The following is a 24,333-nucleotide window of genomic DNA, read 5'->3' as shown; positions in this document are numbered from 1 at the left end:
TCGATAAAATGGTTTTATACTTTTCCTTACATACTAATCGGTTTTTCATTTTCTATATATAAGGTAACTGATTTTGGGTTGGCGATAGTTCTTATCCTCTGGATTGGACTGTTTGTCCTAATTATTCTGGGCGCGCGTTAGGGATAGAAGCAGAAAGCCCACAGGTAAGTGAAGTGCAACGGAACTTAACGAGGACTTGTAGCGTATAGCCCGACTCCTTATATATAGAAAGGCGATTATCCTTTTCGATAATCGCCTTTCTATATAAGGAGGAACGCCAAAAAAAATATTCTAATCGAATCGTATCGCGCTTATAGGGGATATCTTTGTTATTATATAGGAAGGAATTAACAGTGCCAAAAAACACACAGACACCGTTAGTACATTTAACAAAAGGATGTATCCCCAGTTTAAATACACTGGTGCTTGATTGACATAGTAGTTCTCTGGTGGAAGTTGAATTATTCCAAATTGCTGCTGAACTAACAATAATGAAATACCAATTAGATTTCCCCAAAATAATCCTCTGCAAATAAGGTAAAGGGAATTGTATAAAAATATTTTTCGAATCGACCAATTAGTAGCTCCTAACGCCTTTAAAATTCCTATCATTTGTGTTCGCTCGAGAATGAGGACTAGTAATGCTACAACCATATTTATTGTGGCTACGAGAATCATGACTGCTAAGATAACAATAATATTGAAATCGAATAATTGAAGCCATTCGAATATATAACTGTATTTTTCGATTATAGTTTTACTGTCTAGTGTGGAGGCGGTTTGTGCGTAAACTTGCTCACCTGTTGATTCTATTGCATTAAAGTCATCTACAAAAACTTCAAAAGCACCTATTTGATCTGGAGTCCATTTGTTGATTCGCTGCATGTGACGAATGTCGCCTATGATAAAAGTCGCATCAAACTCTTGAAAACCTGAATTAAAAATTCCAACAATATTAAAATTACGCAAATTATATCCTTTCTCCTTCATGAAAAAAGTATTGAAAGCGTCACCTACTTTTAAATTCAATCGGTTAGCAATAAATTGAGAAATCACTACTTCTTCGTTTATTTTCCCATTGATGTTTGGAATACGTCCATTAACTAAGTACTCCTTTATATTATCCCATTTATAATCAGTACCAACTCCTTTAAAAATAATTCCTTCGAATGCGGTTTCAGTCCTTATGATTCCAGCTTTACTAGCAATCGCTTGAATATGCTCTACTCCTGGTACGGTTTTAAACTTGGGATAAAAATCTTGGTTCTTAGAAATTGGCGTCAGCGTAACTTCGGATTGATTATTATCGTAATTCGAAATAATGATATGTCCATTGAAAGCCGATACTTTTTCTCGAATTTTTTGTTGCAATCCGATTCCTGTAGCTACCGAAACAATCATCATAATCATACCAATGGCAATTGCTGAGATAGCAATTTTTATAATTGGCGTAGAAATGCTACTTTTATAATCTTTGGTAGTAATGAGCCGCTTTGCGATGAAGTATTCTAAATTCAATTTGATTGCTTTTCTAATTTGGATTTGCTTCGCTAGTTTGCGTTGCTAAAGCCAAAAATACAGCTAAAACACGAATTACACTAATTGGCCTTACTTTTATTTGAACCTATATATGAACTCATTATTTAAAATATCGCTTAGTTTTATATTGCTAACAATCATTTCGACTTCCTGTTCTGCCATAAAAACAGACACAAGGATAAATACAAAATCAGATTTAGAAATAGTTAGTGACAAACCAAAAACAGAAATAAAAACTGGAGCAGATAATTACAACAACTATTTGCCATTATTAAACAACACGCAAATTGGGATTGTAACCAATCAGACTGGAATTCTCTCTAATAAAACACATTTGGTCGACTTTCTTTTAGAAAAAAATATTGCTGTCCAAAAAATATTTGCGCCAGAACACGGTTTTCGAGGAACTGCTGATGCGGGCGAACATATCGTTGACGGAAAAGATTCTAAAACTGGACTTTCCATTATTTCGCTTTATGGCGACAATAAAAAACCAAAACCAGAGCAACTCGCAGGTATTGACATTATGGTTTTTGATTTGCAAGATGTGGGAGCACGATTTTATACGTACATTTCTTCGTTACATTATATAATGGAAGCTTGTGCCGAAAATAATATTCCGCTTTTGATTCTTGACCGACCAAATCCGAACGGACGTACTGTGGATGGACCAATTCTTGAAAAAGAATGTAGCAGTTTTGTAGGTATGCATCCAATTCCTTTGCTTCACGGAATGACAGTTGGCGAATATGCACAAATGATTAATGGCGAGAAATGGTTAAAGAATGAATTGCAATGCAAACTGACTGTTATTCCCTGCAGTAATTACAACAGAAAAATGAATTATAGTTTACCTGTAAAGCCATCGCCAAATCTTCCGAATGATCAAGCTGTGAATCTTTACGCGAGTTTATGCCTTTTTGAAGGTACCAATGTAAGTGTGGGACGTGGAACTGAAAACCAATTTCAAATTTATGGCTCTCCTTACTTACCCAAAAGTGACTTTAGTTTTACTCCTAAACCAAATTTGGGCGCACAAAATCCTGTTTATAATGGAGTACTTTGTTATGGGGAAGATTTATCAAACTATTCAAGGCTGAATCAGCTTGAATTGAAATGGTTAATCAAAGCGTTTCAGACAACAAATAACAAATCAAAATTCTTCAATCCTTTTTTTACCAAACTTGCAGGAACTAAAAAATTACAACAGCAAATAGAAGCAGGAATTTCGGAAAGTAAAATCAGAGAAAGCTGGAAGAAAGGATTAGAAGCGTTTAAGGAAATGAGAAAGAAATATTTGATATACTAGTCCTCACCCCTCCCGATCCCGAAGCGTCGGGACGGGACTCTCCAAAGGAGAGGGAGACGCAACCGAACATGATTAGTTTATTTAGATGAAATATTTTTTAAAGCGGCAGTTTTTTCTTCATTTCTTCTACAATATTAAAAGCAGCTGGACAAATAGCTACATTTTTCAATGTTAAATCAGTGATCTGTTGAAACTTTTTTCTATTCGTATGTGGAAATTCTCTGCATGCTTTTGGACGAACATCATAAATCATACACGCATTTTCATTATCCAGAAAAGTACACGGGACGCTTTGCAACACATAATCTCTGTCTTCATCGATTTGAAGATATTGCTCAATAAACTGTTGTGGTTTTTGTCTAAGATATTTTGAAACACGCTCAATATCCGCATCCGTAAATAATGGCCCTGTCGTTTTACAACAATTGGCACATTTAAGACAGTCTGTTTTCTTAAATTCAGCATCATGCAAGTCCTGCATCACATAATCTAAATTCTTTGGCGTCTTCTTTTTCAACTTATCGAAATACTTTTTATTTTCGATATGCTTATCTTTGGCTTCTTTAGGGAGATTGTTTAGTATGTGTTTCAAGTTTAAAGTTTGAAGTTTGAACCACAAAAGTAATCAACTTCTGCAGTAATAACTAAATAACTAGGCGCGATTGCTTCGTTCCTTACAAAGACTATGAAAGACCTTTTTGGCAAAGCCATACTTGATTTTCAAACTAATAATTCCCCGGAAGATTTAATCACAGAAACCTCTATTTCTGAAGAAGATGAAATGAGTGTTGAATATTTATTTCGTACTTATAATGAAATGCCAAAACTGGAGCAAAAAGCCTTGCAACTAGCAAAGGGGAAAATTCTCGATGTAGGTTGTGGAGCAGGAAGCCATAGTTTGTATTTACAAAACGAAAGAAATCTTGAGGTTTGTTCCATTGATATTTCTCCAAATGCAATAGAAGCCTGTAACCAAAGAGGATTGAAAAATACTCACGTTCAAAATATTCTTGAGATGGACTCTGATAATCCTGAAAATAAATTTGATACCATTATATTATTAATGAATGGAACCGGTATTTTTGGAACATTAAAAGAAACCACTCCATTTTTACAAAAACTAAAAAGTTTGCTAAACCCAGACGGACAAATTTTAATCGATTCTTCAGATATCATTTATATGTTCGACAACGATGAAGATGGAGGTAAATGGATTCCAAGTAATGGCTACTATGGAGAATTGACTTTTACAATACGTTATAAAAATGAAAAAGAAGACGAATTTCCTTGGCTTTACTTAGATTACAACACGTTACAAAATGCGGCTTTCGCCAATGGATTAAAAAGCGAGTTAATTCTTGAAGGGGAACATTATGACTATTTAGCGAAGCTTTCGATTTAAAATACATTTATAAAATGGAAAACTCAACATTAGAACATTTACGTTATCCTATTGGGAGATTTATCGCACCAGCAATCTATTCAGGAGAATATATAACTAATAAAATAGCAGAAATCGCAAGTTTCCCTGAACGATTGAAAAAAGAAATACATCACTTAACCGAAGAACAACTCGAAAAACCATATCGTCAAGATGGTTGGACAATCCGTCAAGTAATTCATCATTGTGCCGATAGTCACATGAATTGTTTCATTAGAATAAAATGGGCGCTGACCGAGAAAAATCCAACAATAAAATTCTATCATGAAGATCGTTGGGCTGAATTACATGACAATTTAACGATGCCCGTTCAGCCTACCCTTTCCTTTCTGGAAGGATTGCACTTTCGTTTGGCGTATTTAATGAATAGTTTATCTGACGAAGATTTAGAAAAAACATTTATACATCCTGAGAATAACGCAGCATTTAAAATCAAGGAAATAATAGGAACTTATGCTTGGCATGGAAATCATCACTTAGCACACATCACCGAATTGAAAAAGCAAAAAGGCTGGTAATATTAGGAGCTATTTCCAGCTATCCGCTATATCTTTTTTGTCTCCTTAAAAAAATGAGACAAAAAAGGATACCGCTTCTATCTGGGCTAGGGCTATAGGATTACAAGAAATAAGTTTTCCATAAATTAATTCACAAATTATATTTAATTCAAAACCTCAAACACCATTTGTTGTTTAAGGTTTTCAAGTATTAAGGAATATTCAAATATTTATGTGTTTGCAACGAAACTCGCCACTTTGGATTGTTCATCACATAATCTACAATCAAAGGGGTCATTTCTTCTTTTTTGCTCCATTCAGGTTGCAAAAATAAAATAGCATTACTATTTACTTTTTCAGCTTGCTCTTCGGCAAAAATAAAATCATGTTTATTGTAAATGATAACTTTCAACTCATGCGCATTATCATAAACGGTTTTTGTTGGTAATTTATTTTTCTTTGGAGACAAACAAATCCAATCCCAAGTTCCTGTAAGTGGATATGCACCCGAAGTTTCAATATGAACTTTTCTATTATTCTCTTTTAACTTTTGCGTCAACAAAGTCATATCCCACATTAAAGGCTCTCCACCAGTAACAACAACTGTTTCTGAATATTTACTTGCGTTAGAAACAATTAACTCTATGCCTGTTGGAGGATGTAATTCAGCGTTCCAACTTTCTTTTACATCACACCAATGACAACCTACGTCACACCCACCAATTCTAATAAAGTATGCAGCCGTTCCTGTATGATATCCTTCGCCTTGTATGGTATAAAATTCTTCCATCAGCGGAAGCATAGCACCTTTATTAACTTCTAATTGTATTTCTTTTGATAACATTATTATATTTTGAAGTGCAAAGATAGGTATTTTGAAAATGAGTTAATTTGAAAATAGTAACTAAAACAAATCTATACAAACAAAAAAACCGACAGTCAAATGTAGACTATCGGTTTAATTTTAACCTTTGAAAAATTATTTTAAAATCTTAATAGAATCTACAGCATACTTATTTGCTGGGTCTATTGCTAATGTTTTGTTGAAATATTCAATAGCTTTAATCTTGTCTGTGTTAGCAAAACTGGCAGCCATATTGTTATACGATTCTATGAACTTAGCTTTAACAGCTGGCTTAGCAACTTCATCAGCACCTAAAGTGGTAACTTTTGCTACATAGTCCTCATAATTCTTCGTCATCACATCATCTTTTTCAAGCAAACGATTTGTTCTCGCTCTATACAAGTATGCTTCATAATATGTTGGCGATGCTACTAAAACTTTTTCAAATGCAGCATCTGCTTTTTGTAAAGCTACAGCATCAGCTTTCACATCTTTAGCACTATTAGCATAATAATTTGCCAAGCCATAGTACACGTTATCATCAAGATACGTTCTAGAATCAGGTACATTTGCACCAAATTCAAAAACCAAAGCAGCTTCTTTGTATAGTTTTTGGCTGAATAGTTTTTTACCAACTTCACTTAAATCTTGAACTGCTAAAGGTTCCATGTCTACTGCCTTCTTGATATCGACCAATCCTGAATTTAAAGCTACTGCATCGATACTTGTACCGTCAGCACTAGTCCCTTTTTTTATTTTTGTTAAACCCAAGTATAAATAATCTAAAGCAATTGCTTTATTTCCTGGAGTATTGATAAAACTTTCCAAAGATTTTATTGCAACATCGACATTACCGTTTTTATAAGCAGAGTACCCTAAATAACGATAGATCCTAGGATTAACTTTATCCAATTCTATCATTTTGTTAGCTTCTACTTCTAGTGCAGCATAATCTTCTATTAAAATTAAGAAGTCAGCACGACGCATTCTAGACTGAATAGAATAATCTGTAAATGACATATATTTATCATAGTTTTCTAATGCAATTTTGTAATTTGCTGCAGCTTGCGATGGCTTGTTACGCGCCATTTTATAGTAAGTCTCAGCTAACTCTCTGTACACAGGACCATAATTAGGATTCAATGCGATTACTTCATTATACGCTTTCAAGGCTTCATCGTACGATTTTGCTCCTTTTAGCAATACACCCAATTGCATTTTAGCCCTTAGTAATGAATTGTCTAATTGAAAAGCACTTCTATAAGCAACATAGGCTTCATTTTGTTTGCCATCACCATAATATGCATCACCTAAAGCAAGTTGAAGCTGTGCATCTTGCGAATTATTAACAGCTGCACGAGTCAAAACTGCAATAGCATTTTTAAAATCAAGCTTTACAGTATTCATATACGCTCTAGCAATATACACATACTCTTGAACGTCTTTCTTTTTGATGTCCTTTGTTGCCAAAGCAAACTTTGCTTGTGCTCCTGTAACATCACTTTTATCAAGATCCATTTGACCTAAACCAATATGGTTCAACTTAGCACCTTCAGATGCATTTAATCCATTTTGAAAATATATTTTAGCAGAATCTTCTATACTTTGAGTAAGGTATACATTCCCTAAAGTAAAGAAAGCAGCGCCATTACTAGGTTTTGCTTTAATAATCGATTTCAAGATCGATTTAGCACTTTCAAATTGCTCTGCATCGATAGCCTTTTTAGCTTGATTAATATCTTGTGCTTGACTTGCAAAAGCAGAGGCCAACAATGCAACACTAAAGAATTTAAATTTGTTCATTGTAATTGTAATTAATTTATTTTTTATCGTTTTGGTCTTTACCTACAATCGTAAATTTCCTTGTTGGAATACGAACCGGTAACAATCCAGATTTTAATACTATTCTTTGTCCAACATCTCCAGCAACAAATGAGGCAAACCCCATTCCCAAACCAGAATATCCTTGACAATTGACTATATGCAAATCACGTGCCAAAGGATATTTCCCCTCTGCTATATTATTTTGTGATGGCTTATAATATCCATTCTCTTTAAATCCCTTAACAGATAAAGAAGTAACATTATCAACATATTTTTGCATGTCAGGCAACGGTTGTGTCAACCAATTTACACCTATAACGCCAATCATACCATCATTTTCAGAAACGTATTTAATAACTTCGTTATTAGATTTAAATGAAAAAACACCTTTATCTGGAACAGCCTTAATTTTAGCTAAATCAGACATAAAGCGAACTGTACTTGAATTCAAATTATCAAAAACTAATCCTTTGATAGATGGAACTGATTTGCCTTGTATAAAATTGACTACATCTTTCAACGCAATCAAAGTATCTTTATTGTTTTTATTAGCGATAAAAGCTATTGCATCTGTTGCAAATACTGTGACTTTGGGATTAATTTTCCTTTGTTTAAAAATACTTAATTCTTCGGCCGTTAAATTTCTAGATAAGATCGCAATAGCAGCTTTTTCTTTGAATAGTGAATTTACTGTTTCAGTTTCCGATTTAGAAATTAATTTAACTTTAGCATCATATTCATTTTCAAAAACATCCACTTGATCTTCAATAATAGGAGTTAAAGTTTCATCAACAAAAACAGTAACTTCACCTTTAAGAATGGTTTCCTTGGCATTTTTGTCTGATATTTGATTACATGCAAAAACAAATAGTACAACTACAAACAAAATAAATACTGGAAGTTTAGAATACTTTTTCATAATCTAGTTATTATTATCATTAATAATTCGGAAGAATCTAAAAGAAGCGTACGCAATTAATAAAACACCAAAAGCAACACGATAAACAGGCTGCATATCGAGTGGAAAGTTATTCATAAAGATAATGAACAAACCGAGAACGAGGTATAAACAAAAAAACAAAATTCCTAAAACAAGAAGAAATCGCTCTTTAAGCGATTTCTTCTTAATATTATTAAGTATGTTATTTAACATTATTCTGCAGATTGGATAGTAATTGGAAGCGAATACAGAACTCTAACTTTTTTACCATTTTGCTCTCCAGGTGTCCATTTCGGACATTTTTTCAAAACACGGATAGCTTCTTTTCCAGTACCGTAACCAATATCTCTTATTACTTTGATATCTGTTAATGAACCATCTTTTTCTACTACAAAAGTAACATATACTTTACCTTTTAACCCCTCTTCTTCTGGAGTTTGATAGTTGTTACCAACGAATTTGTAAAATTTCTCAATTCCTCCTGGAAAATCAGGTTTAACTTCGATACCTGCAGTGTTGTAAATTTGGTTATCAACTTCTTCAACTACTGCTGCAGTTCCAGTACCAACTGGCTCAACAGATAAAACAGCATCAGGATCACCTTTAATTGTTTCAGCACCTAGTTTTTTATCTTTAATTTCTACCGTTTTAGGTGGTTCTTCTGTTACCTCCTCTGCTTTAGCAACTACTGGTTTCACAAATTTTACTTGATCAACTTTTGGCGGCGGTGGTGGTGGTGGTGGAATATCTTTTTTAATTTCTTCTTTCTTTGGAGGCAATTTGATACTAACGATTTTAGTATCTAAAGTGTCATCACCATCTGAAGAATTTGGCAATAAACCTAAAATAAGAGGCATACTAACTGCTATAGCAAAAACAATTGCACCAAATATAAGTGCTCTTACAGTAGTTTTGTTATTTGATTTTCTTAGTTCGTAAGCGCCATAAGCTTTATTACGACCTTCGAATACAATATCAAGCCATTGGTTTGTGAATATATCTAATTTCATTTTTCTTAATTATTAGGTTATAGAGTAAATACGAAAATTTTATTTACCTTCTAACAATTTTAGTTCTTCAGGGGAAAAATCATTTACAATTGCATTTGAAGGGACACCTACAATAGCCATCTCATCTAGTATATCAACTAAATTTCGGTAATTTGATTTTTTACTTGGTTTGATGATAACAATTAAACCTTTGTCTTTATCCTGAGTATATTCTACTACTGATTTTTTTCTTTTCAATAATTCTTTACGAATTCCCTCTTTCCCATAAGAAATATCAGTTGGACCAGCAATAGGAGTAGCTAGCAAACCCATGTAATAAACCATTTTATCATTGTCCCCTAACATCACCGTCATGGTTCGATTTTCATCTACTTTAATCGGTTTATCAGTCGGATCATCTTCTTTATCAGGCAAACCCAAAGGCATAGATTGCGGTTTAGACAGCGTAGTTGTAAGCATAAAGAAGGTAATCAATAAGAATGCCAAATCAACCATAGCAGTTAAATCTACTTTTGAATTTGATTTTTTACTTCTTACTTTTCCACCTTTTTTGCCTCCGTCGTCGCCGGTATTTAATTCAGCCATTTTAGTGTATTTTTTTAGTTATTTTTCAGTAGCTCTTAAACCAGTAACCAGATTGAAGTTATTGATTTTTTGATCTTGTAAAATATCCATAACGCGTTTAATTGCAGGATATTCTTCTTTTGCATCACCTTTTATAGCAATTTGCAATTCTTTATCATTAACATCAATATTAGCAATACGAGAATTGTAAATCCACTCTTTTAATTGATTGTCTAATGAATCCTTTGGTACACCAGATTGTACACCTGGCTTGCTTCTGTCAGCCGTTTTCATAGCAATTAATTGTTTCAATCCTGATATTGGCACTCCAACACCTTCCATTAAACCAAAAGTTTCAGATTCTTCTGCGGTGAAAGCAATTCCATACTTTTGCCCCATTAACTCAAGAGCTTTCTTTCTTACTTCTCTACCTTTTAGATCGTAAAAAACTTTTCCTTTTCCTACAGTAATCGTAGCTAAATTATCATCTGGTAATTTAGACTGTACTGTTGAAGCCGGTGTATCTACAGGCAATGCTTCCGGTATCTTAGCTGTTGCAGTCATTACAAAGAAAGACAACAAAAGAAAAGCGACGTCACACATAGCAGTCATGTCCGTAGACCCTGCTTTTTTCTTCATTTTTATAGCCATTAATATATTTTTTTACATTTACAAGAAAAACAGAATCTGTTTCACAGATTTCTGTTTTTCTGCAAATTAAATTATTAATTATTTTTGAGCACTTCTGAAGTGTCTGTATGTATTTACAATTGTATTCCCAGCCTCATCAATAGAATAAGTCAAAGTATCAATTTTAGAAGTAAAGAAGTTGTACGCTACGATTGCAAGTGCAGATGTAGAAATACCTGTTGCAGTGTTAATAAGTGCCTCAGAAATACCATTTGCAAGAGCAGCTTGATCTGGAGTACCTGCAGCAGATAATGCGCTAAACGCTTTAATCATCCCCGTTACTGTTCCTAATAATCCTGCAAGAGTACCTAAAGATACCATTGTAGAAAGTACAGTCATGTGTTTCTCTAACATTGGCATTTCTAATGAAGTAACTTCTTCGATTTCTTTGTGGATTGTTTCAGCAGCAGCTTCACTATCTAAACCTTCTTTTTTAACTTCTTGGTATTTCAATAAAGCAGATTTAATTGGGTTTGCAACAGAACCTTTTTGCTTGTCACATGAAGCAATAGCTCCTTCAATATTTCCAGCTTTAATGTCTCTTTGTACACTTGTCATAAATTGATCAAGATTTCCTGTACCAGCAGCTTTTGAAATTACAGCATAACGCTCAAATGAAAACACAACAACCATTAACAATAATCCTAACAAAACTGGTACAATAGGACCTCCTTTGTAAACCATTCCTAACAAACTTCCTGGCAGTGGGTGACCTGTATTAACACCACCTTCAAAGTTAGCGCCATTACCCATTATGAAATTCCAAATTAACCATCCAACAAAAATACACGCTACAATAATGATTCCAGAAATCATTCCTCCTCCGTTTGCACTTTTTTCTTTTTTAACGTTTGCCATTTTTTTTAATTTTAATAGTTTTAAATAAATTATCTTAGTTATATTAAACTTGTAGTAAGGCAAATTTATATTTTTAGTTTAAATAAAAAAACTTTTTTTAATTTAATTATAATTAAATTTATTTCAAAAACACATTTATTATGAATCGCACCACATTTATACAGATATTCGTAAAAAATGACTAAAAAAATCAAACATAAAATAAATTTTTAATAAAGTTTAACACAATATTTCGAAATTAGTCTAATTAGCAAGAAAACTATTATTTTATGACATTAACAATAAAAAAGCAAGAAAACTGCGGTAAACACTAAAATTGTACTTTTATAAAAAAATAATATCTTGCAGTCTATATAACAAAAACGCATTATGAGCAGGAAAGAAGATTTCATACAACAAATCACTGAAGGATATAGCTCTAAAGGAGAAAGTATCATTCTTGGAGGAGCCCTATTAGATGGAGAAGCATTAGGTAATGCAGCCGTAAAAATACCGTTAAAAACATTAAACCGCCATGGATTAATCGCTGGTGCGACAGGTACAGGAAAGACAAAAACCATTCAAGTACTTTCTGAACAATTATCTTCTTTTGGGATACCGGTATTGATGATGGACATCAAAGGTGATTTTAGCGGAATTGCAAAAGAGGGAGAAGAGAAAGCATTTATCACGGAGCGCCATGCCAAAATAAACATACCCTATCAAACCGCTAGTTTTCCAGTTGAATTACTAAGTTTATCCGAACAAAATGGTGTTCGGCTTCGCGCAACTGTCTCTGAATTTGGTCCCGTTTTGTTTTCCCGAATCTTAAATTTAAATGATACACAAGCAGGAGTTATCGCTGTAATCTTTAAATATTGCGATGATAACAAGATGCCTTTATTGGATTTAAAAGACATCAAAAAAGTCATCAATTTCATCACTGAGGAAGGAAAAGAAGAAATTGAGGAGAATTATGGTAAAATTTCGACCTCGACAACTGGAACTATTTTAAGGAAAATCATCGAATTAGAACAGCAAGGTGCCGAACTATTTTTTGGTGAAAAATCTTTTGAAATTGATGATTTAATGCGCTTTGATGAGAATGGAAAGGGATATATTAACATCTTGAGGCTGACTGATATTCAAGACAAACCTAAATTGTTTTCGACATTTATGCTGAGCTTGTTAGCTGAAATCTATCAACAAATGCCCGAGAAAGGAGATGCAGATCAACCCGAATTAGTCATTTTTATTGACGAAGCTCATTTGATTTTTAATGAAGCCAGTACCGCATTATTAGAGCAAATAGAAACTATAGTCAAATTAATACGTTCGAAAGGGATTGGAATCTACTTTATCACTCAAAACCCGATGGATATTCCAAGTGGAGTACTAGCACAATTGGGACTAAAAATCCAACACGCATTGAGAGCTTTTACCGCTAATGACCGAAAAGCGATTAAACAAACCGCTGATAATTATCCCATATCTGAATTTTATAAAACTGACGAAGTCATAACTAGCCTTGGGATAGGAGAAGCACTTGTTACCGCTCTAAATGAGAAAGGAATTCCAACTCCGCTTGCAGCGACAATGATGCGTGCTCCTATGAGCCGTATGGACATTTTGACCGAAAGTGAAATTCAAGAAATCAATAGTAAATCGAAACTCGTTAAAAAATACAGCGAACTAATTGATCGTGATAGTGCTTATGAGATTTTGATTAAAAAAATTGATGCCGCAAATGAGCAAACCACAGAAGAGGAAGAAACAAAATCAGAAAGAAACGAACCTAGTACCGCCACTACTCTAGGCAAATCGGCACTGAAAATAGTTACCAGCGCCAGTTTTATCAGAGGTGCTTTTAGTATTTTAGCCAAGATCTTGAAGAAATAACTTTAAATCATATGCAATGAAAGGCATTGTTTCAATAGGATTATTAATCATTACGAATATCTTTATATTTTTAGCTTGGTATGGCCACTTGAAATTTAAGGAATTTAAATCATTAGAAAATATTGGAATATTCGCAACCGTCATGATAACTTGGGCTGTTGCTTTTTTTATCTGTCTTTTTCAAGTTCCAGCTAATAAAATTGGGTTCCGAGGCAATGGAGGTCCCTTCTCCTTGCTCGAATTAAAAGTGATTCAAGAAATAATTGCCTTATTTGTTTTTGTAATTTGCTCTACACTTTTTTTTAAAAACGAAACCTTTAGATGGAATCATGCCATAGGCTTTGTGTTCTTGATATTGGCCGTTTACTTTATATTCAAAAAATAATGAATCAGCAATTTGAATTGCTCAAAAAATTAAAATGAAAAAATACTTTATACAAACAGCTCCTTTCGTAGTTCCCACAACAGATAGTAAATTAATAGAAGAACATCATGGTGTTGCAGCCACCAACAATCAAGAAATATCCATTGCACATATGATTGCACCTCCAAAATGGAGTGAACCTTTCCAAACGCCAGAATTTGAGGAGTACACCTATATTATTAAAGGTAAAAAACAATTTAGTATTGAAGGGGAAATTATAATACTCGAAGCAGGCCAATCGATACGTATTGAAAGAAACACTCGCGTGCAATACTCGAATCCTTTTGATGAACCCTGCGAATATATTGCTATTTGCAAGCCCGCTTTTGACTTCAATAAAGTACACCGAGAAGATTAATTTATAGAAAAATAGCAGTCGTCCTTATTGCATTACAATAGAACGACTGCTATTTATTTATTGTAGTAACGATATGATTTTATCTTCTACTGCTTTTGAGTTCCAAAGATTTTCAATATTTACCATTTTTAAAACCTCTTGCATAATTTCATTTTGATAATCCCCAATAGCCAGAGCTTCGGCATAGGGGCGATCACTAAAAGTCACTCTGCTGTATAATGGAATCCATTTTTCAGGATATTTATCGGAGAACCATTTTTCAATTTTCTTTTGTAACAGAAAATTTTCATCGGCTGTTTTCGAACTCATCTCTAAAAAATTACGATAAGAAAGTTCGGCTATTGCATCTGCATTGGGCTTACGAGATTTTTGGTATTCAGAGAAAATCGTTTTCCAATCGTCACCATACTTTTCAATCATCTCGTTCAGAATAGAAATATCTTCAAAACCAGAATTCATTCCTTGTCCATAAAAAGGAACAATAGCGTGACTTGCATCTCCAATAAGTGCCACTTTGTCTTCATAAGTCCACGGATAGCATTTCATTGTAACCAATGTACTGGTAGGATTCTTGAAAAAGTCTTCGGCTAGTTTTGGAATTACATCAATAGTATCTGGTAAGTTTTTTTCAAAAAATGCTTCGACTGAAGCTCTAGTTTGCAGGGAATCAAATGAATTTTCTCCCATAAATGGCATAAATAAAGTACATGTAAAACTGCCATCTAAGTTAGCCAAGGCAATCAGCATGTATTCTCCACGCGGCCAAATATGAAAAGAATTTTTATCTAATTTATGCGTTCCATCTGTATTAGCTGGAATATTTAATTCTTTATAACCAATAGGTAAGAATTCTTGGGAATAATCAAACATGCTTTGGCGTTGCATGCGGTGACGAATTCTGGAAAAAGCACCGTCTGCACCAAAAACCATATCGTACTTTTTATCTTCCCATGCTCCTCGTTCAGTTTCACCAATATGAAGCGTTGCAGTATCCAGCGACACATCCCATATTTTATGCTCAAAAAAGAATTCAGCGCCTGCGGCTTCTGCCAAGTGAATCATCTTCCTATTCAAAATTCCTCTAGAAATAGAGTCAATGGTCTCGCCCTCTTGTCCGTAATTTTGAAAATTAAGCTTATCAACTAAGTGAATTGCTCTTTTATCCATAGGAATAGCGATTTTCCGAATCTCATCTCCTACTCCTACTGCATCTAGAGCTTTCCACCCTCTATTTGACATGGCCAAGTTGATCGAACGACCTGAAAATTGTATTTTTCGAATATCGGGACTTCTGTCGTAAATATGTACTGTATGTCCCGCTTTACGAAGATAAATAGCCAATAAAGATCCTACTAATCCAGAACCTACAACTGCTATTTTTTTATGAGTTTGCATTATTTTAATATCAAAAGTTACGCAAAATTACTGATTTATATTTCTAAGCTCTTTATAAACAATCAATTTTTACTAGGAATAAAAAGCAATTTTGTTGAAGTTCTAACAATCTCATCTTTATTTAGTAACATTCGCCTGAATTTCCCAGCATTATAAAGCGCTGCTTGGTCGCTGTAATGCGCACTAAACGGATTACCCGATTGTCCTGTTGGCAAAATACTCCAGCTGTTTTCAATATCCGAAAAATCGATAACGCGTCTTGTCGACGGACCGCCTTTTACGATATAATTCCCATCTGCGGTAAAATCAAAAAATAAATTATTGATTACTTCTGTTGATCCCGAAACTTCAAAAGGCCCCACATTAAAAAAACCTCTCAAAGCGGCTACTTTTCCCAATGGATGCTGATGCTCAACAGTATGAACCTTGTTCCAAGTCCAACTAGAAACAGTGCTTCCTAATTGTTTTTCTAAAGCAGCTACTGACTCTTTGAAAGACTGCAATACAATTTGACTTCGAGTTTCCTTTAGATTTTTTGTGCTGATATTATCCCACCAGAGTGACTTTTCATTTACAATTTGCCGCGCTACTATTTGTTTTATAATGTGTGTCTTTAAGAGCATTTGGAATTGCTCTGGTCCTAATTCATCTTCGAATGTATTTTTGAGATAGGTATAAATCCATTTGTTATATAATGTAGGTGCTACATCTGTAAGGTTATTAGAGCCATTCCATTTTTTTAAAACAGCAAGGGCTTCCTTCTCATTGCTGGATAGTGCTTGTTGCGAAAGATTCGAAATTAATTGTTTTACTACTTCTGGAGCGACTGAAGACGTATTGTCATAAATCATTTGACCCACAGCGGCTTTATCCCAATTTGACTTTGGTTCTAATAATTGTGTAATTCGTTTGGCTCTGTCTTCTGGGAGATAATATCCTGGATAGAAAAACCCATCGACTGGCTCTGGTTGATTGTTTGCGGAGTAGACATAATTCCATTTTGGATTTACTGCAGACGGATTTTTGGAGAAATCCAAAAATTCTTTTATATCCTCTTTACCACTAGCGCCTTCCAAAATAAAATTAGGATTGACACCTGCTTGATGTTTGTATAACTTACCCGTAGCCCACCACGCCACGTTCCCCTTCGCATCCCCATACATAACATTCAATCCCGGAGCTGCGATTAAAGCTACCCCTTTTTGAAAATCAGTTTTGCTTTTTGCATGCGATAATTCATAAACTGCATCTAGAATTTGTATGGGTTGCTGGGTGTAAATCCAAGATAATGCAACCGGCTTATCATTCTTTAAACCATCAATCAAGTCATTGACAACAGGACCGTGGCGTGTGATTTTTACATTTAAAACCACATCTGATGAATCCTTAACCTTAATTGTTTTTTCACGTATTTCGTATGCGCTAAACCCATTTGGTGTTTTATACGCTTTGGCATCCTTGGGATTATTTTCTTCCTGATATAAATCGATATCATCATTTTCGAACATCGTTAAGCCATAAGCATAGTCCCGATTATGACCCAACAAAGGGTAAGGAGTTCCAGCCAAATAACTACCATACAATTCAAATTCTGGTGTTACAATATGCGCTTCATACCAAGTGCCTGGTTGCGAAAAACCGATATGTGGATCATTTGCAAAAATAACTTTTCCGTTTTTAGTTTTTTCTGAAGCAATTACCCAACTGTTGCTTCCTATGAAAGGAGAAACTGGTGACTGATCTAAAATTGTAGCCACTGATTTTGATATCGCCGCATATTCTTGTGGTATTTCCTTAGCGTTTTTAATTTGAGTCGTATTGAACGAACCATCAATTCCAAAATCTTTTAAATACTCCATTCCATACTTGTTACGAATATCAGTAAGTAAAGGGTCTGATTTTTGTGCCATCGCAAAGCTAAAAGACATGTAACCAAAAATATTGTAGACATCCGTAATAGTGAACTTCTCCTTTTTTATACCAACCAAACTAAACTCGATTGGCGTTTTACCATCATCCAGATACTGATTGATTCCCTCTAGATAAGCCATTGTTAGTTGATAGCTTTGACTTTTTTTATCCAATGCGTCAATGGCCTTTGTTGAGGCTTCTTCGATTCCCAATCCTGCAAAAAATTTATCATTCTTTAACGCTACTGAACCAAAAATTTCAGACAATCTTCCAGGCGCGATACGGCGCATCAATTCCATTTGCCACAAGCGATCTTGTGCGTGAACATATCCCAGCGCCATCATAGCATCTTGGGAATTGGTGGCATAAATATGTGGCACACCAAACTCATCAAAGTAAACGGTGGTTTCTTCTTGAATGTTCTTTAACTGCAACTCACCTTCATATTTTGGTTTTAAATAAAAACCATAAACTAAGGCTGCCCCCACTACAAAAGCTAATATCAAGAGTAAAATAAGAACTGATTTTTTAAATATTTTCATCATTGGATAAATTGAAAAACAAATATATAGGATTTGATAGTTATTTGAACAATTAATTTAAAGGCTCAAATACTTTCGAAATAATACTGTTATTTTGTTTAGTTTATTTTAAATTTAATTAAACAAAAAGTATATTTGTCCCAAAATATAATATATGAAACATATTTCAAGAGACACTATTTCTCAAATGGAGAAAATCGAAAGATTAAATTTAATTAACTCTTGTACTGGTTATAAATCAGCTAGTCTTTTGGGTACAAAATCCCTTGATGGGATGACCAATGTGGCTATTTTTAGTAGCGTTACCCATTTAGGTAGTAATCCTGCCATGATTGGTTTCATCATGCGCCCCACTACCGTTCCCAGAGATACCTATAAAAACATTAAAGAAACTGGATATTTTACAATAAACCACATCACAGCAGCTATGATATCTGATGCGCATCATACCTCGGCCAACTATGAACTGGGCACTTCTGAATTTGATAAAACCAATTTAGAAGAGGAATATAAAGCAACTATTGATGTTCCGTTTGTAAAAGGAAGTCCGGTGCAATTGTATTGCAAATATTTAAATGAATACCATATAAAAGAAAACGATACCATTCACGTGATTGCCTCTATTGAACACTTATTTTTTGAAGAAGAACTAGAGCATAAAGATGGCTGGTTGCAACTAGATAAAGGAAATGTAGTCGCTATAAATGGTCTTGATGGGTATTGCTTACCCAAACTAATTGATCGGTATCAATATGCTCGAAAAGAGATTCCAAGCACATCATTTTTCAAAAAATAAATTATGAAAAAACTTCGGCTCATACTTGGCGATCAATTAAATTCTGAACATTCTTGGTTTAAGCAAATCGATCATGATACAGTTTATGTACTTGCAGAAATGCGTCAGGAAACAGACTATGTTAAGCATCACATTCAAAAAGTGGTTGCATTTTTCCTTTCGATGCGTAACTTTTACACTTCTTTGCAATCAAAAGGGCATCAAGCAGTTTATTATCAAATCAATGCGAATTCGAATCCAAACGATTTGGCAAAAATCATCAACTCTTGTATCGAAAAATACAACATTGAAAAATTTGAATATTTGCTTCCCGATGAATACCGACTTGATGTACAACTGCAATCTATAGGTGCAAGTTTGACAATTCCATCAGAGGCATTCGATTCTGAACATTTTTACACTACTAGACATGAACTCGCACAATTTTTTGAAGGTAAAAAGTTATTGCTGATGGAAAATTTCTATCGAAATATGCGCAAAAAGCACCATGTCTTGATGGATGGTTCTAGTCCTACAGGCAATCAATGGAACTTTGATCACGACAACCGAAAAAAATACAAAGGTGAGGTTCCAGTTCCCGCTGAAAAAAACTTCAACGCTGATGTAACTGAAGTGGTAAGCCAAATAAGAGAAGCTGGTATCCTTACTTTTGGTAATATTGATGAGAAAAAATTTAGTTGGCCCACTTCTCGGGAGCAATCATTACAAGTTTTGGATTATTTCTGTCATCATTTATTAAAACATTTTGGCGATTACGAAGATGCGATGCATACTGATGAAAAATTCTTATTTCATTCCCGTCTCTCCTTTGCGATGAACAGTAAAATGCTTTCACCAAAAGAGGTAATCGAAACCGTAATTGCATTTTATCACGCTAATGAAACTACTATAACTATCTCTCAAGTTGAGGGATTTGTGCGACAAATACTGGGATGGCGCGAATACATTAGAGGAATATACTGGAAGGAAATGCCCAATTATGCCCAAATGAATGTGCTAGAAAATAAAAATAAACTACCTGATTTTTTCTGGACGGGCAAAACCAAAATGAATTGCATGAGCCATGCCATCAATCAGAGTTTAGATGAAGCGTACGCGCATCACATTCAAAGGCTTATGGTCATTGGCAATTTTACGTTGCTTACTCAAATTCATCCAGACGAGGTAGATGCATGGTATCTAGGAGTATATATCGATGCCATTGAATGGGTAGAAATGCCTAACACACGAGGGATGTCTCAATATGCTGATGGTGGAATTATTGCAACAAAACCATATGTTTCCTCTGGAAGTTACATCAATAAAATGAGTAATAATTGTACAAAGTGCCAGTACAATGTGAAAGAGAAATTTGGTGATAAAGCATGCCCTTTTAATACGCTTTACTGGAACTTTCTAGACGAGAAAAAAGACTACTTCAAGGGCAATCAACGAATGGGAATGATGTTGAATTTATTAAAGAAAATGGATCCCGAAGAATTGTTTAAGATTAAGACCAAGGCAAATGAAATCATTGCCAATATGGATTCGTACTAAACGCTATACAAAACGGGTGCTTAAATTCAATATGAAGTTAAGCACCCGTTTTTTATTAGAAAGATAAAATTAATTATTTTTACTTCCATCAATTATAGCTCCTGTTCCAGCGCCAACACCTGCACCCGCAACACCACCAATAATAGCTCCTTGAACTTTTTTCTTGCTAATAATTGCACCTGTAGCTGCTCCAACTCCTGCACCAATTAAAGCACCTTTAGCTGTACTGCTCATACCTTTCCTTTGCGTAGTTGTTGTAGTCGTAGTAGTCGCTGGTTGTCTAACCACTACAACTTCTTTTTGAGTTTCAATTTTAGCTTCTTCGATTTTCGCCATCTCTACTTGCATGGAATCAATAACTCTTTGTTTTTCCATTTCAACTTTCATCGAATCTACAGTTGCTAATTTAGCTTTTTCAATTTCCATTTTTCCTTGATTTTGACAAGAAACAACAACTGCAGCAAGTAGTATAAAATATAATGCTTTCATAATTTATTTATTTTGTGATTAATACTTTTACAAAGTAACAATGAAACGGCTAAATATTAGTTATAAAATCGAAATAATTTTTTATAATATTTGAACTCCTATTTATTAAGAATTCCCGCTTTTAATATTTGCCCAAAATGATACATATCTTCAAAGGAGGAATATAGAGGAACTGGTGCTAAACGAATTACATTTGGTTCACGCCAATCTGTGATCACACCATTTTTCATAAGGTATTCAAACAAACTTCGACCTTCGCCATGCAGCAATACAGATAATTGCGAGGCTCTCTCTTCCTGATTTGAAGGAGTAATGATTTCAAAAGTACTTTCGACCTCTTTGTCTATTTCGTGCAAAATAAATTCTAAATAAGAGGTTATAGCATTTCTTTTTTGAATCAAAGAATCCATTCCAATTTCATCAAACATTTCGACTGAGGCCAAATATGGTGCAAGAGATAATATGGGTAAATTACTGATTTGCCAACCATCGGCACCATGAACGGGATCAAAAGTTTGTTCCATCTTGAAACGGCGTTCTTTGTTATGTCCCCACCAGCCTGCAAATCTGGGTAACTGTGCATTATTATGGTGTTTTTCATGGATAAAACATCCCGACGCGTTTCCGGGTCCGGAATTCATATACTTATAACTGCACCATGATGCAAAATCTATATTCCAATCGTGCAAGTTCAACTTTACATTACCAGCAGCATGCGCTAAATCCCAACCCACATAAGCACCCGCTTCATGACCTGCAGCGGTGATCGTTTTCATATCAAAAACTTGTCCTGTGTAGTAATTGACACCGCCAATTAATACCAAAGCCAACTCATTGCCAACTTCTTTTATTTTTGCCAAAACATCTTCTAATCGAATGTTGTGTTCGCCTTCGCGACGCTTAATTTCGACAAGCGCATCCTCGGGATGAAAGCCAACGCTTCGCGAATGAAAATCGACTTGACTCTGAAACATGTATTGATCTGAAGGAAATGCTTTCTCCTCGCAAATAATTTTATATCTAGTTTTTGTAGGTTGGTAAAACGAAACCATCAATAAATGAAGATTAACCGTCAATGTATTCATTACAGTCACTTCACTTGGCAAAGCACCCACAATTTTACTCAGTGGTTTGGCAAAACGTTCGTGATAATCCCACCATGGTTTTTCACTGTAAAAATGACCTTCAACAGCGAGATTAGCCCAATCATTCATTACTTCATCTACATACCCTTTTGTTCTTTTGGGTTGCAAACCCAAAGAATTTCCTGTAAAATAAATCACTTTTTTTCCATTCACCTCAGGGAAATGAAATTCTTGCTGGTATTTTTGTAAAGGATCTTGTGAATCCATTTTTTTTGCAAATTCAATGGTATTTTCGAAAGTCATGATTTGTATTTTGTTTTGTAAAAGTAGTAAAAAAGGAGCGATAGATAAAAGACTTTTAATTGATTGGTAAAACTTAAAAAAGTAAATATTTGAATGTAAAAAAAATAGTTACTACTTTTTATAAGGAACTAAAAAACAACTTATTATTTTCTCGGCAGTAAATTTTAACACGGATTTTGAAACTACTTTTAACGAAAACGACACGACAAGACAGCATATTTTTACTGGTTTTACGCTCACCCAAAACGTAAATATTTAATCTGCAGAAGTAAATAAAATTGAATAAATATCGAGACAATCCTGTGAGTTAATCAACTCTGGTTTAAAGTTTTACTCGAGTCCACCAGAATACTACTATACCAAACTAGCCACATTAAAAATACAAATGATTGCCGAAGCCACCAAAGATGCCAGTGCTAGAGCCAAAAGTATTGCTGAAAATGCGGATGCCAATATAGGAAGTTTAAAAAAATCAGACATGGGTGTTTTTTAAATTACGGGTCAAAACTCCTCTGAAGACTTTTCCTATGGTGGTTCGTTCAATATCAATAACAAAATAGATTCTTATTCTTGCATTAGAGAATAAAAGAGATTGAAGATTTTTGATTAACGATTCTTGATTTCAGATTTGGTTATAATTGCGAAATCATAGCAGGTTTTTTATTGTTACAAAATAATATTTGTGTACAAAAATCTCGTTAGATGACAGCTTCGTGTGAGGGATAGTAGCGGCATCCTTTATTTTCTTTCTTTAAGAAAATACAGATACAGCGAATAGCCCGACCCGCTTTTTCTGCGGGACACACCCTAAATATCATTTTGCAAATAACAAAAAAATCTCGCCATTGCTGACGAGATTTTTTTATTTAGAATCTAAAATGAATTCAGATTAAATGATTAACATAGCATCTCCGTAAGAGTAAAATTGGTATTTTTCTTCGATAGCTTCGGCGTAGGCTTTTTTCATTAAATCATGTCCGCAAAATGCAGAAACCATCATCAATAAAGTAGATTTAGGTGTGTGAAAATTTGTAATCATACACGTTGGGATCGCGAAATCATGTGGAGGAAAAACGAATTTATTAGTCCATCCATCAAAAGGATTTAAAGTATTTTGTGATGAAACTGAACTCTCCACCGCACGCATGGATGTTGTCCCTACGGTACAAATACGTTTCTTTTTGGCTTTGGCACTGTTCACAATATCGCAGGCCTCTTGCGTGATTTTTAACTCCTCGGAATCCATTTTATGTTTAGACAAATCCTCTACTTCAACTGGATTGAACGTTCCTAAACCTACGTGAAGTGTAACCTCAGCAAATTTAATTCCTTTGATTTCTAACTTTTTCAATAGGTGTTTAGAAAAGTGTAATCCTGCAGTTGGCGCTGCTACAGAACCTTCTTCCTTTGCATAAATAGTTTGGTAACGCTCTGCATCTTCTGGAGTTACATCTCTAGAAATATATTTTGGAATTGGAGTTTCGCCCAGTTCTGTTAATTTATTCCTGAATTCTTCATAAGAACCGTCGTAAAGAAAACGCAATGTTCTTCCTCGAGAAGTCGTGTTGTCAATTACCTCAGCGACTAACGAATCGTCATCTCCAAAATATAGTTTATTACCTATCCTGATTTTACGTGCTGGATCTACTAAAACGTCCCAAAGTCTTTGTTCTGAGTTAAGTTCTCTTAATAAAAAAACTTCGATTCTAGCACCTGTTTTTTCTTTGTTTCCATACAAACGCGCTGGAAAAACCTTAGTGTTATTTAGAATTAAAACATCTCCGTCATCAAAATAATCGATAACATCTTTAAACATTTTATGTTCTATTGTTCCTTTCTTACGATCAATAACCATAAGACGTGCTTCGTCTCTGTTTTCAGCTGGATATTCGGCAAGAAGCTCTTTTGGTAAATCGAATTGAAAGTGTGATAATTTCATCTTAAAAATTTATAAGTTATGAATTATAAGTTACGAGTTAAGCCTCAACAAATTATAATCGTGTGCAAATATACGATTGTGAGATAGGCGTTGTCAAGTGTTTTGCTGTTTATTTTTCCTCACCCCTCTAGAAGCCTCGGGACTATCTAAAGGAAAGTGAG

The 24,333-nt window shown here is 34.4% G+C and carries 22 protein-coding genes; 8 read left to right on the top strand and 14 right to left on the bottom strand.

All coding sequences use genetic code 11. The features are described 5' to 3' along the window. Positions 1 to 291: 291 nt before the first annotated feature. Positions 292 to 1,518 (bottom strand): ABC transporter permease, encoded by a 1,227-nt coding sequence (locus AC061C_RS08000; RefSeq protein ID WP_478290728.1) that lies wholly within the window; start codon positions 1,516 to 1,518, stop codon positions 292 to 294. A gap of 112 nt (positions 1,519 to 1,630) precedes the next feature. Here AC061C_RS08000 and AC061C_RS07995 point away from each other — a divergent pair, with 112 nt between their 5' ends. Continuing rightward, on the top strand, positions 1,631 to 2,848 hold the full coding sequence (locus AC061C_RS07995) for an exo-beta-N-acetylmuramidase NamZ family protein (protein WP_478290727.1): 1,218 nt from the start codon (positions 1,631 to 1,633) through the stop codon (positions 2,846 to 2,848). A gap of 97 nt (positions 2,849 to 2,945) precedes the next feature. On the opposite strand, the gene AC061C_RS07990 is transcribed toward AC061C_RS07995, so the two are convergent. Next, positions 2,946 to 3,440, bottom strand: a complete 495-nt coding sequence (locus AC061C_RS07990; RefSeq protein WP_478290726.1) for a YkgJ family cysteine cluster protein — start codon at positions 3,438 to 3,440, stop codon at positions 2,946 to 2,948. Between the two features lie 93 nt (positions 3,441 to 3,533). Between AC061C_RS07990 and AC061C_RS07985 the strand changes: the two genes are divergently transcribed. Together AC061C_RS07985 and AC061C_RS07980 are read left to right on the top strand one after the other, a co-directional pair. Further along, positions 3,534 to 4,250 carry a class I SAM-dependent methyltransferase gene (locus AC061C_RS07985; protein ID WP_478290725.1) on the top strand — a complete coding sequence of 239 codons (717 nt, stop codon included), beginning with the start codon at positions 3,534 to 3,536 and terminating at the stop codon, positions 4,248 to 4,250. A gap of 14 nt (positions 4,251 to 4,264) precedes the next feature. Beyond that, a complete protein-coding gene (locus AC061C_RS07980; protein WP_478290724.1) occupies positions 4,265 to 4,807 on the top strand; it encodes a YfiT family bacillithiol transferase in 543 nt (180 codons plus the stop codon). 190 nt (positions 4,808 to 4,997) lie between these two features. Here the strand turns inward: AC061C_RS07980 and AC061C_RS07975 are convergent, their stop codons facing one another. The 7 genes from AC061C_RS07975 to AC061C_RS07945 form a co-directional block, all read right to left on the bottom strand. After that, positions 4,998 to 5,630 (bottom strand): 7-carboxy-7-deazaguanine synthase QueE, encoded by a 633-nt coding sequence (locus tag AC061C_RS07975; RefSeq protein WP_309758323.1) that lies wholly within the window; start codon positions 5,628 to 5,630, stop codon positions 4,998 to 5,000. A gap of 135 nt (positions 5,631 to 5,765) precedes the next feature. After that, positions 5,766 to 7,433, bottom strand: coding sequence for a tetratricopeptide repeat protein (locus tag AC061C_RS07970; protein ID WP_478290723.1), 1,668 nt, complete (start codon positions 7,431 to 7,433; stop codon positions 5,766 to 5,768). Positions 7,434 to 7,449: 16 nt separating this feature from the next. Further along, positions 7,450 to 8,373, bottom strand: a complete 924-nt coding sequence (locus AC061C_RS07965) for a PstS family phosphate ABC transporter substrate-binding protein (protein ID WP_478290722.1) — start codon at positions 8,371 to 8,373, stop codon at positions 7,450 to 7,452. A gap of 233 nt (positions 8,374 to 8,606) precedes the next feature. Then, positions 8,607 to 9,404: an energy transducer TonB gene (locus AC061C_RS07960; RefSeq protein ID WP_417969025.1), complete on the bottom strand. Its 798-nt coding sequence runs from the start codon at positions 9,402 to 9,404 to the stop codon at positions 8,607 to 8,609. Positions 9,405 to 9,443: 39 nt separating this feature from the next. Beyond that, positions 9,444 to 9,989: an ExbD/TolR family protein gene (locus AC061C_RS07955; protein WP_478290721.1), complete on the bottom strand. Its 546-nt coding sequence runs from the start codon at positions 9,987 to 9,989 to the stop codon at positions 9,444 to 9,446. Between the two features lie 18 nt (positions 9,990 to 10,007). Next, on the bottom strand, positions 10,008 to 10,607 hold the full coding sequence (locus AC061C_RS07950; protein WP_478290720.1) for an ExbD/TolR family protein: 600 nt from the start codon (positions 10,605 to 10,607) through the stop codon (positions 10,008 to 10,010). 90 nt (positions 10,608 to 10,697) lie between these two features. After that, complete coding sequence (locus AC061C_RS07945; RefSeq protein WP_478290719.1) at positions 10,698 to 11,516, bottom strand: MotA/TolQ/ExbB proton channel family protein; 819 nt, start codon at positions 11,514 to 11,516, stop codon at positions 10,698 to 10,700. A gap of 369 nt (positions 11,517 to 11,885) precedes the next feature. Here AC061C_RS07945 and AC061C_RS07940 point away from each other — a divergent pair, with 369 nt between their 5' ends. From AC061C_RS07940 to AC061C_RS07930, 3 genes are read left to right on the top strand one after another with little or no spacing between them, the layout of a single operon-like run. Next, positions 11,886 to 13,394 carry a helicase HerA-like domain-containing protein gene (locus AC061C_RS07940; RefSeq protein ID WP_478290718.1) on the top strand — a complete coding sequence of 503 codons (1,509 nt, stop codon included), beginning with the start codon at positions 11,886 to 11,888 and terminating at the stop codon, positions 13,392 to 13,394. 16 nt (positions 13,395 to 13,410) lie between these two features. After that, entirely contained in the window at positions 13,411 to 13,779 is a 369-nt protein-coding gene (locus AC061C_RS07935) for a DMT family protein (protein ID WP_478290717.1), read from the top strand. Between the two features lie 34 nt (positions 13,780 to 13,813). After that, the gene (locus AC061C_RS07930; RefSeq protein ID WP_478290716.1) at positions 13,814 to 14,176 is read left to right on the top strand and encodes a cupin domain-containing protein; all 363 of its coding nucleotides are present in this window, start codon (positions 13,814 to 13,816) and stop codon (positions 14,174 to 14,176) included. A gap of 57 nt (positions 14,177 to 14,233) precedes the next feature. Here the strand turns inward: AC061C_RS07930 and AC061C_RS07925 are convergent, their stop codons facing one another. Together AC061C_RS07925 and AC061C_RS07920 are read right to left on the bottom strand one after the other, a co-directional pair. Further along, positions 14,234 to 15,571: an FAD-dependent oxidoreductase gene (locus AC061C_RS07925; protein WP_478290715.1), complete on the bottom strand. Its 1,338-nt coding sequence runs from the start codon at positions 15,569 to 15,571 to the stop codon at positions 14,234 to 14,236. A gap of 62 nt (positions 15,572 to 15,633) precedes the next feature. Next, on the bottom strand, positions 15,634 to 18,024 hold the full coding sequence (locus AC061C_RS07920) for a penicillin acylase family protein (RefSeq protein ID WP_478290730.1): 2,391 nt from the start codon (positions 18,022 to 18,024) through the stop codon (positions 15,634 to 15,636). 154 nt (positions 18,025 to 18,178) lie between these two features. Between AC061C_RS07920 and AC061C_RS07915 the strand changes: the two genes are divergently transcribed. Beyond that, on the top strand, positions 18,179 to 18,820 hold the full coding sequence (locus tag AC061C_RS07915; RefSeq protein WP_478290714.1) for a flavin reductase family protein: 642 nt from the start codon (positions 18,179 to 18,181) through the stop codon (positions 18,818 to 18,820). Positions 18,821 to 18,823: 3 nt separating this feature from the next. Next, a complete protein-coding gene (locus AC061C_RS07910) occupies positions 18,824 to 20,356 on the top strand; it encodes a cryptochrome/photolyase family protein (RefSeq protein WP_478290713.1) in 1,533 nt (510 codons plus the stop codon). 69 nt (positions 20,357 to 20,425) lie between these two features. On the opposite strand, the gene AC061C_RS07905 is transcribed toward AC061C_RS07910, so the two are convergent. The 3 genes from AC061C_RS07905 to queA all read right to left on the bottom strand — a co-directional run bounded on the left by AC061C_RS07905 (position 20,426) and on the right by queA (position 24,172). After that, positions 20,426 to 20,845 carry a YMGG-like glycine zipper-containing protein gene (locus tag AC061C_RS07905; protein WP_417948213.1) on the bottom strand — a complete coding sequence of 140 codons (420 nt, stop codon included), beginning with the start codon at positions 20,843 to 20,845 and terminating at the stop codon, positions 20,426 to 20,428. Positions 20,846 to 20,943: 98 nt separating this feature from the next. Continuing rightward, the gene (gene kynU / locus AC061C_RS07900) at positions 20,944 to 22,233 is read right to left on the bottom strand and encodes a kynureninase (protein ID WP_478290712.1); all 1,290 of its coding nucleotides are present in this window, start codon (positions 22,231 to 22,233) and stop codon (positions 20,944 to 20,946) included. A gap of 889 nt (positions 22,234 to 23,122) precedes the next feature. Beyond that, entirely contained in the window at positions 23,123 to 24,172 is a 1,050-nt protein-coding gene (queA, locus tag AC061C_RS07895) for a tRNA preQ1(34) S-adenosylmethionine ribosyltransferase-isomerase QueA (RefSeq protein WP_309756256.1), read from the bottom strand. Positions 24,173 to 24,333 lie beyond the last annotated feature (161 nt).

The sequence above is a fragment of the Flavobacterium sp. GNP010 genome, from assembly GCF_056428945.1.
This window is presented reverse-complemented; position numbering and strand designations above follow the sequence as displayed.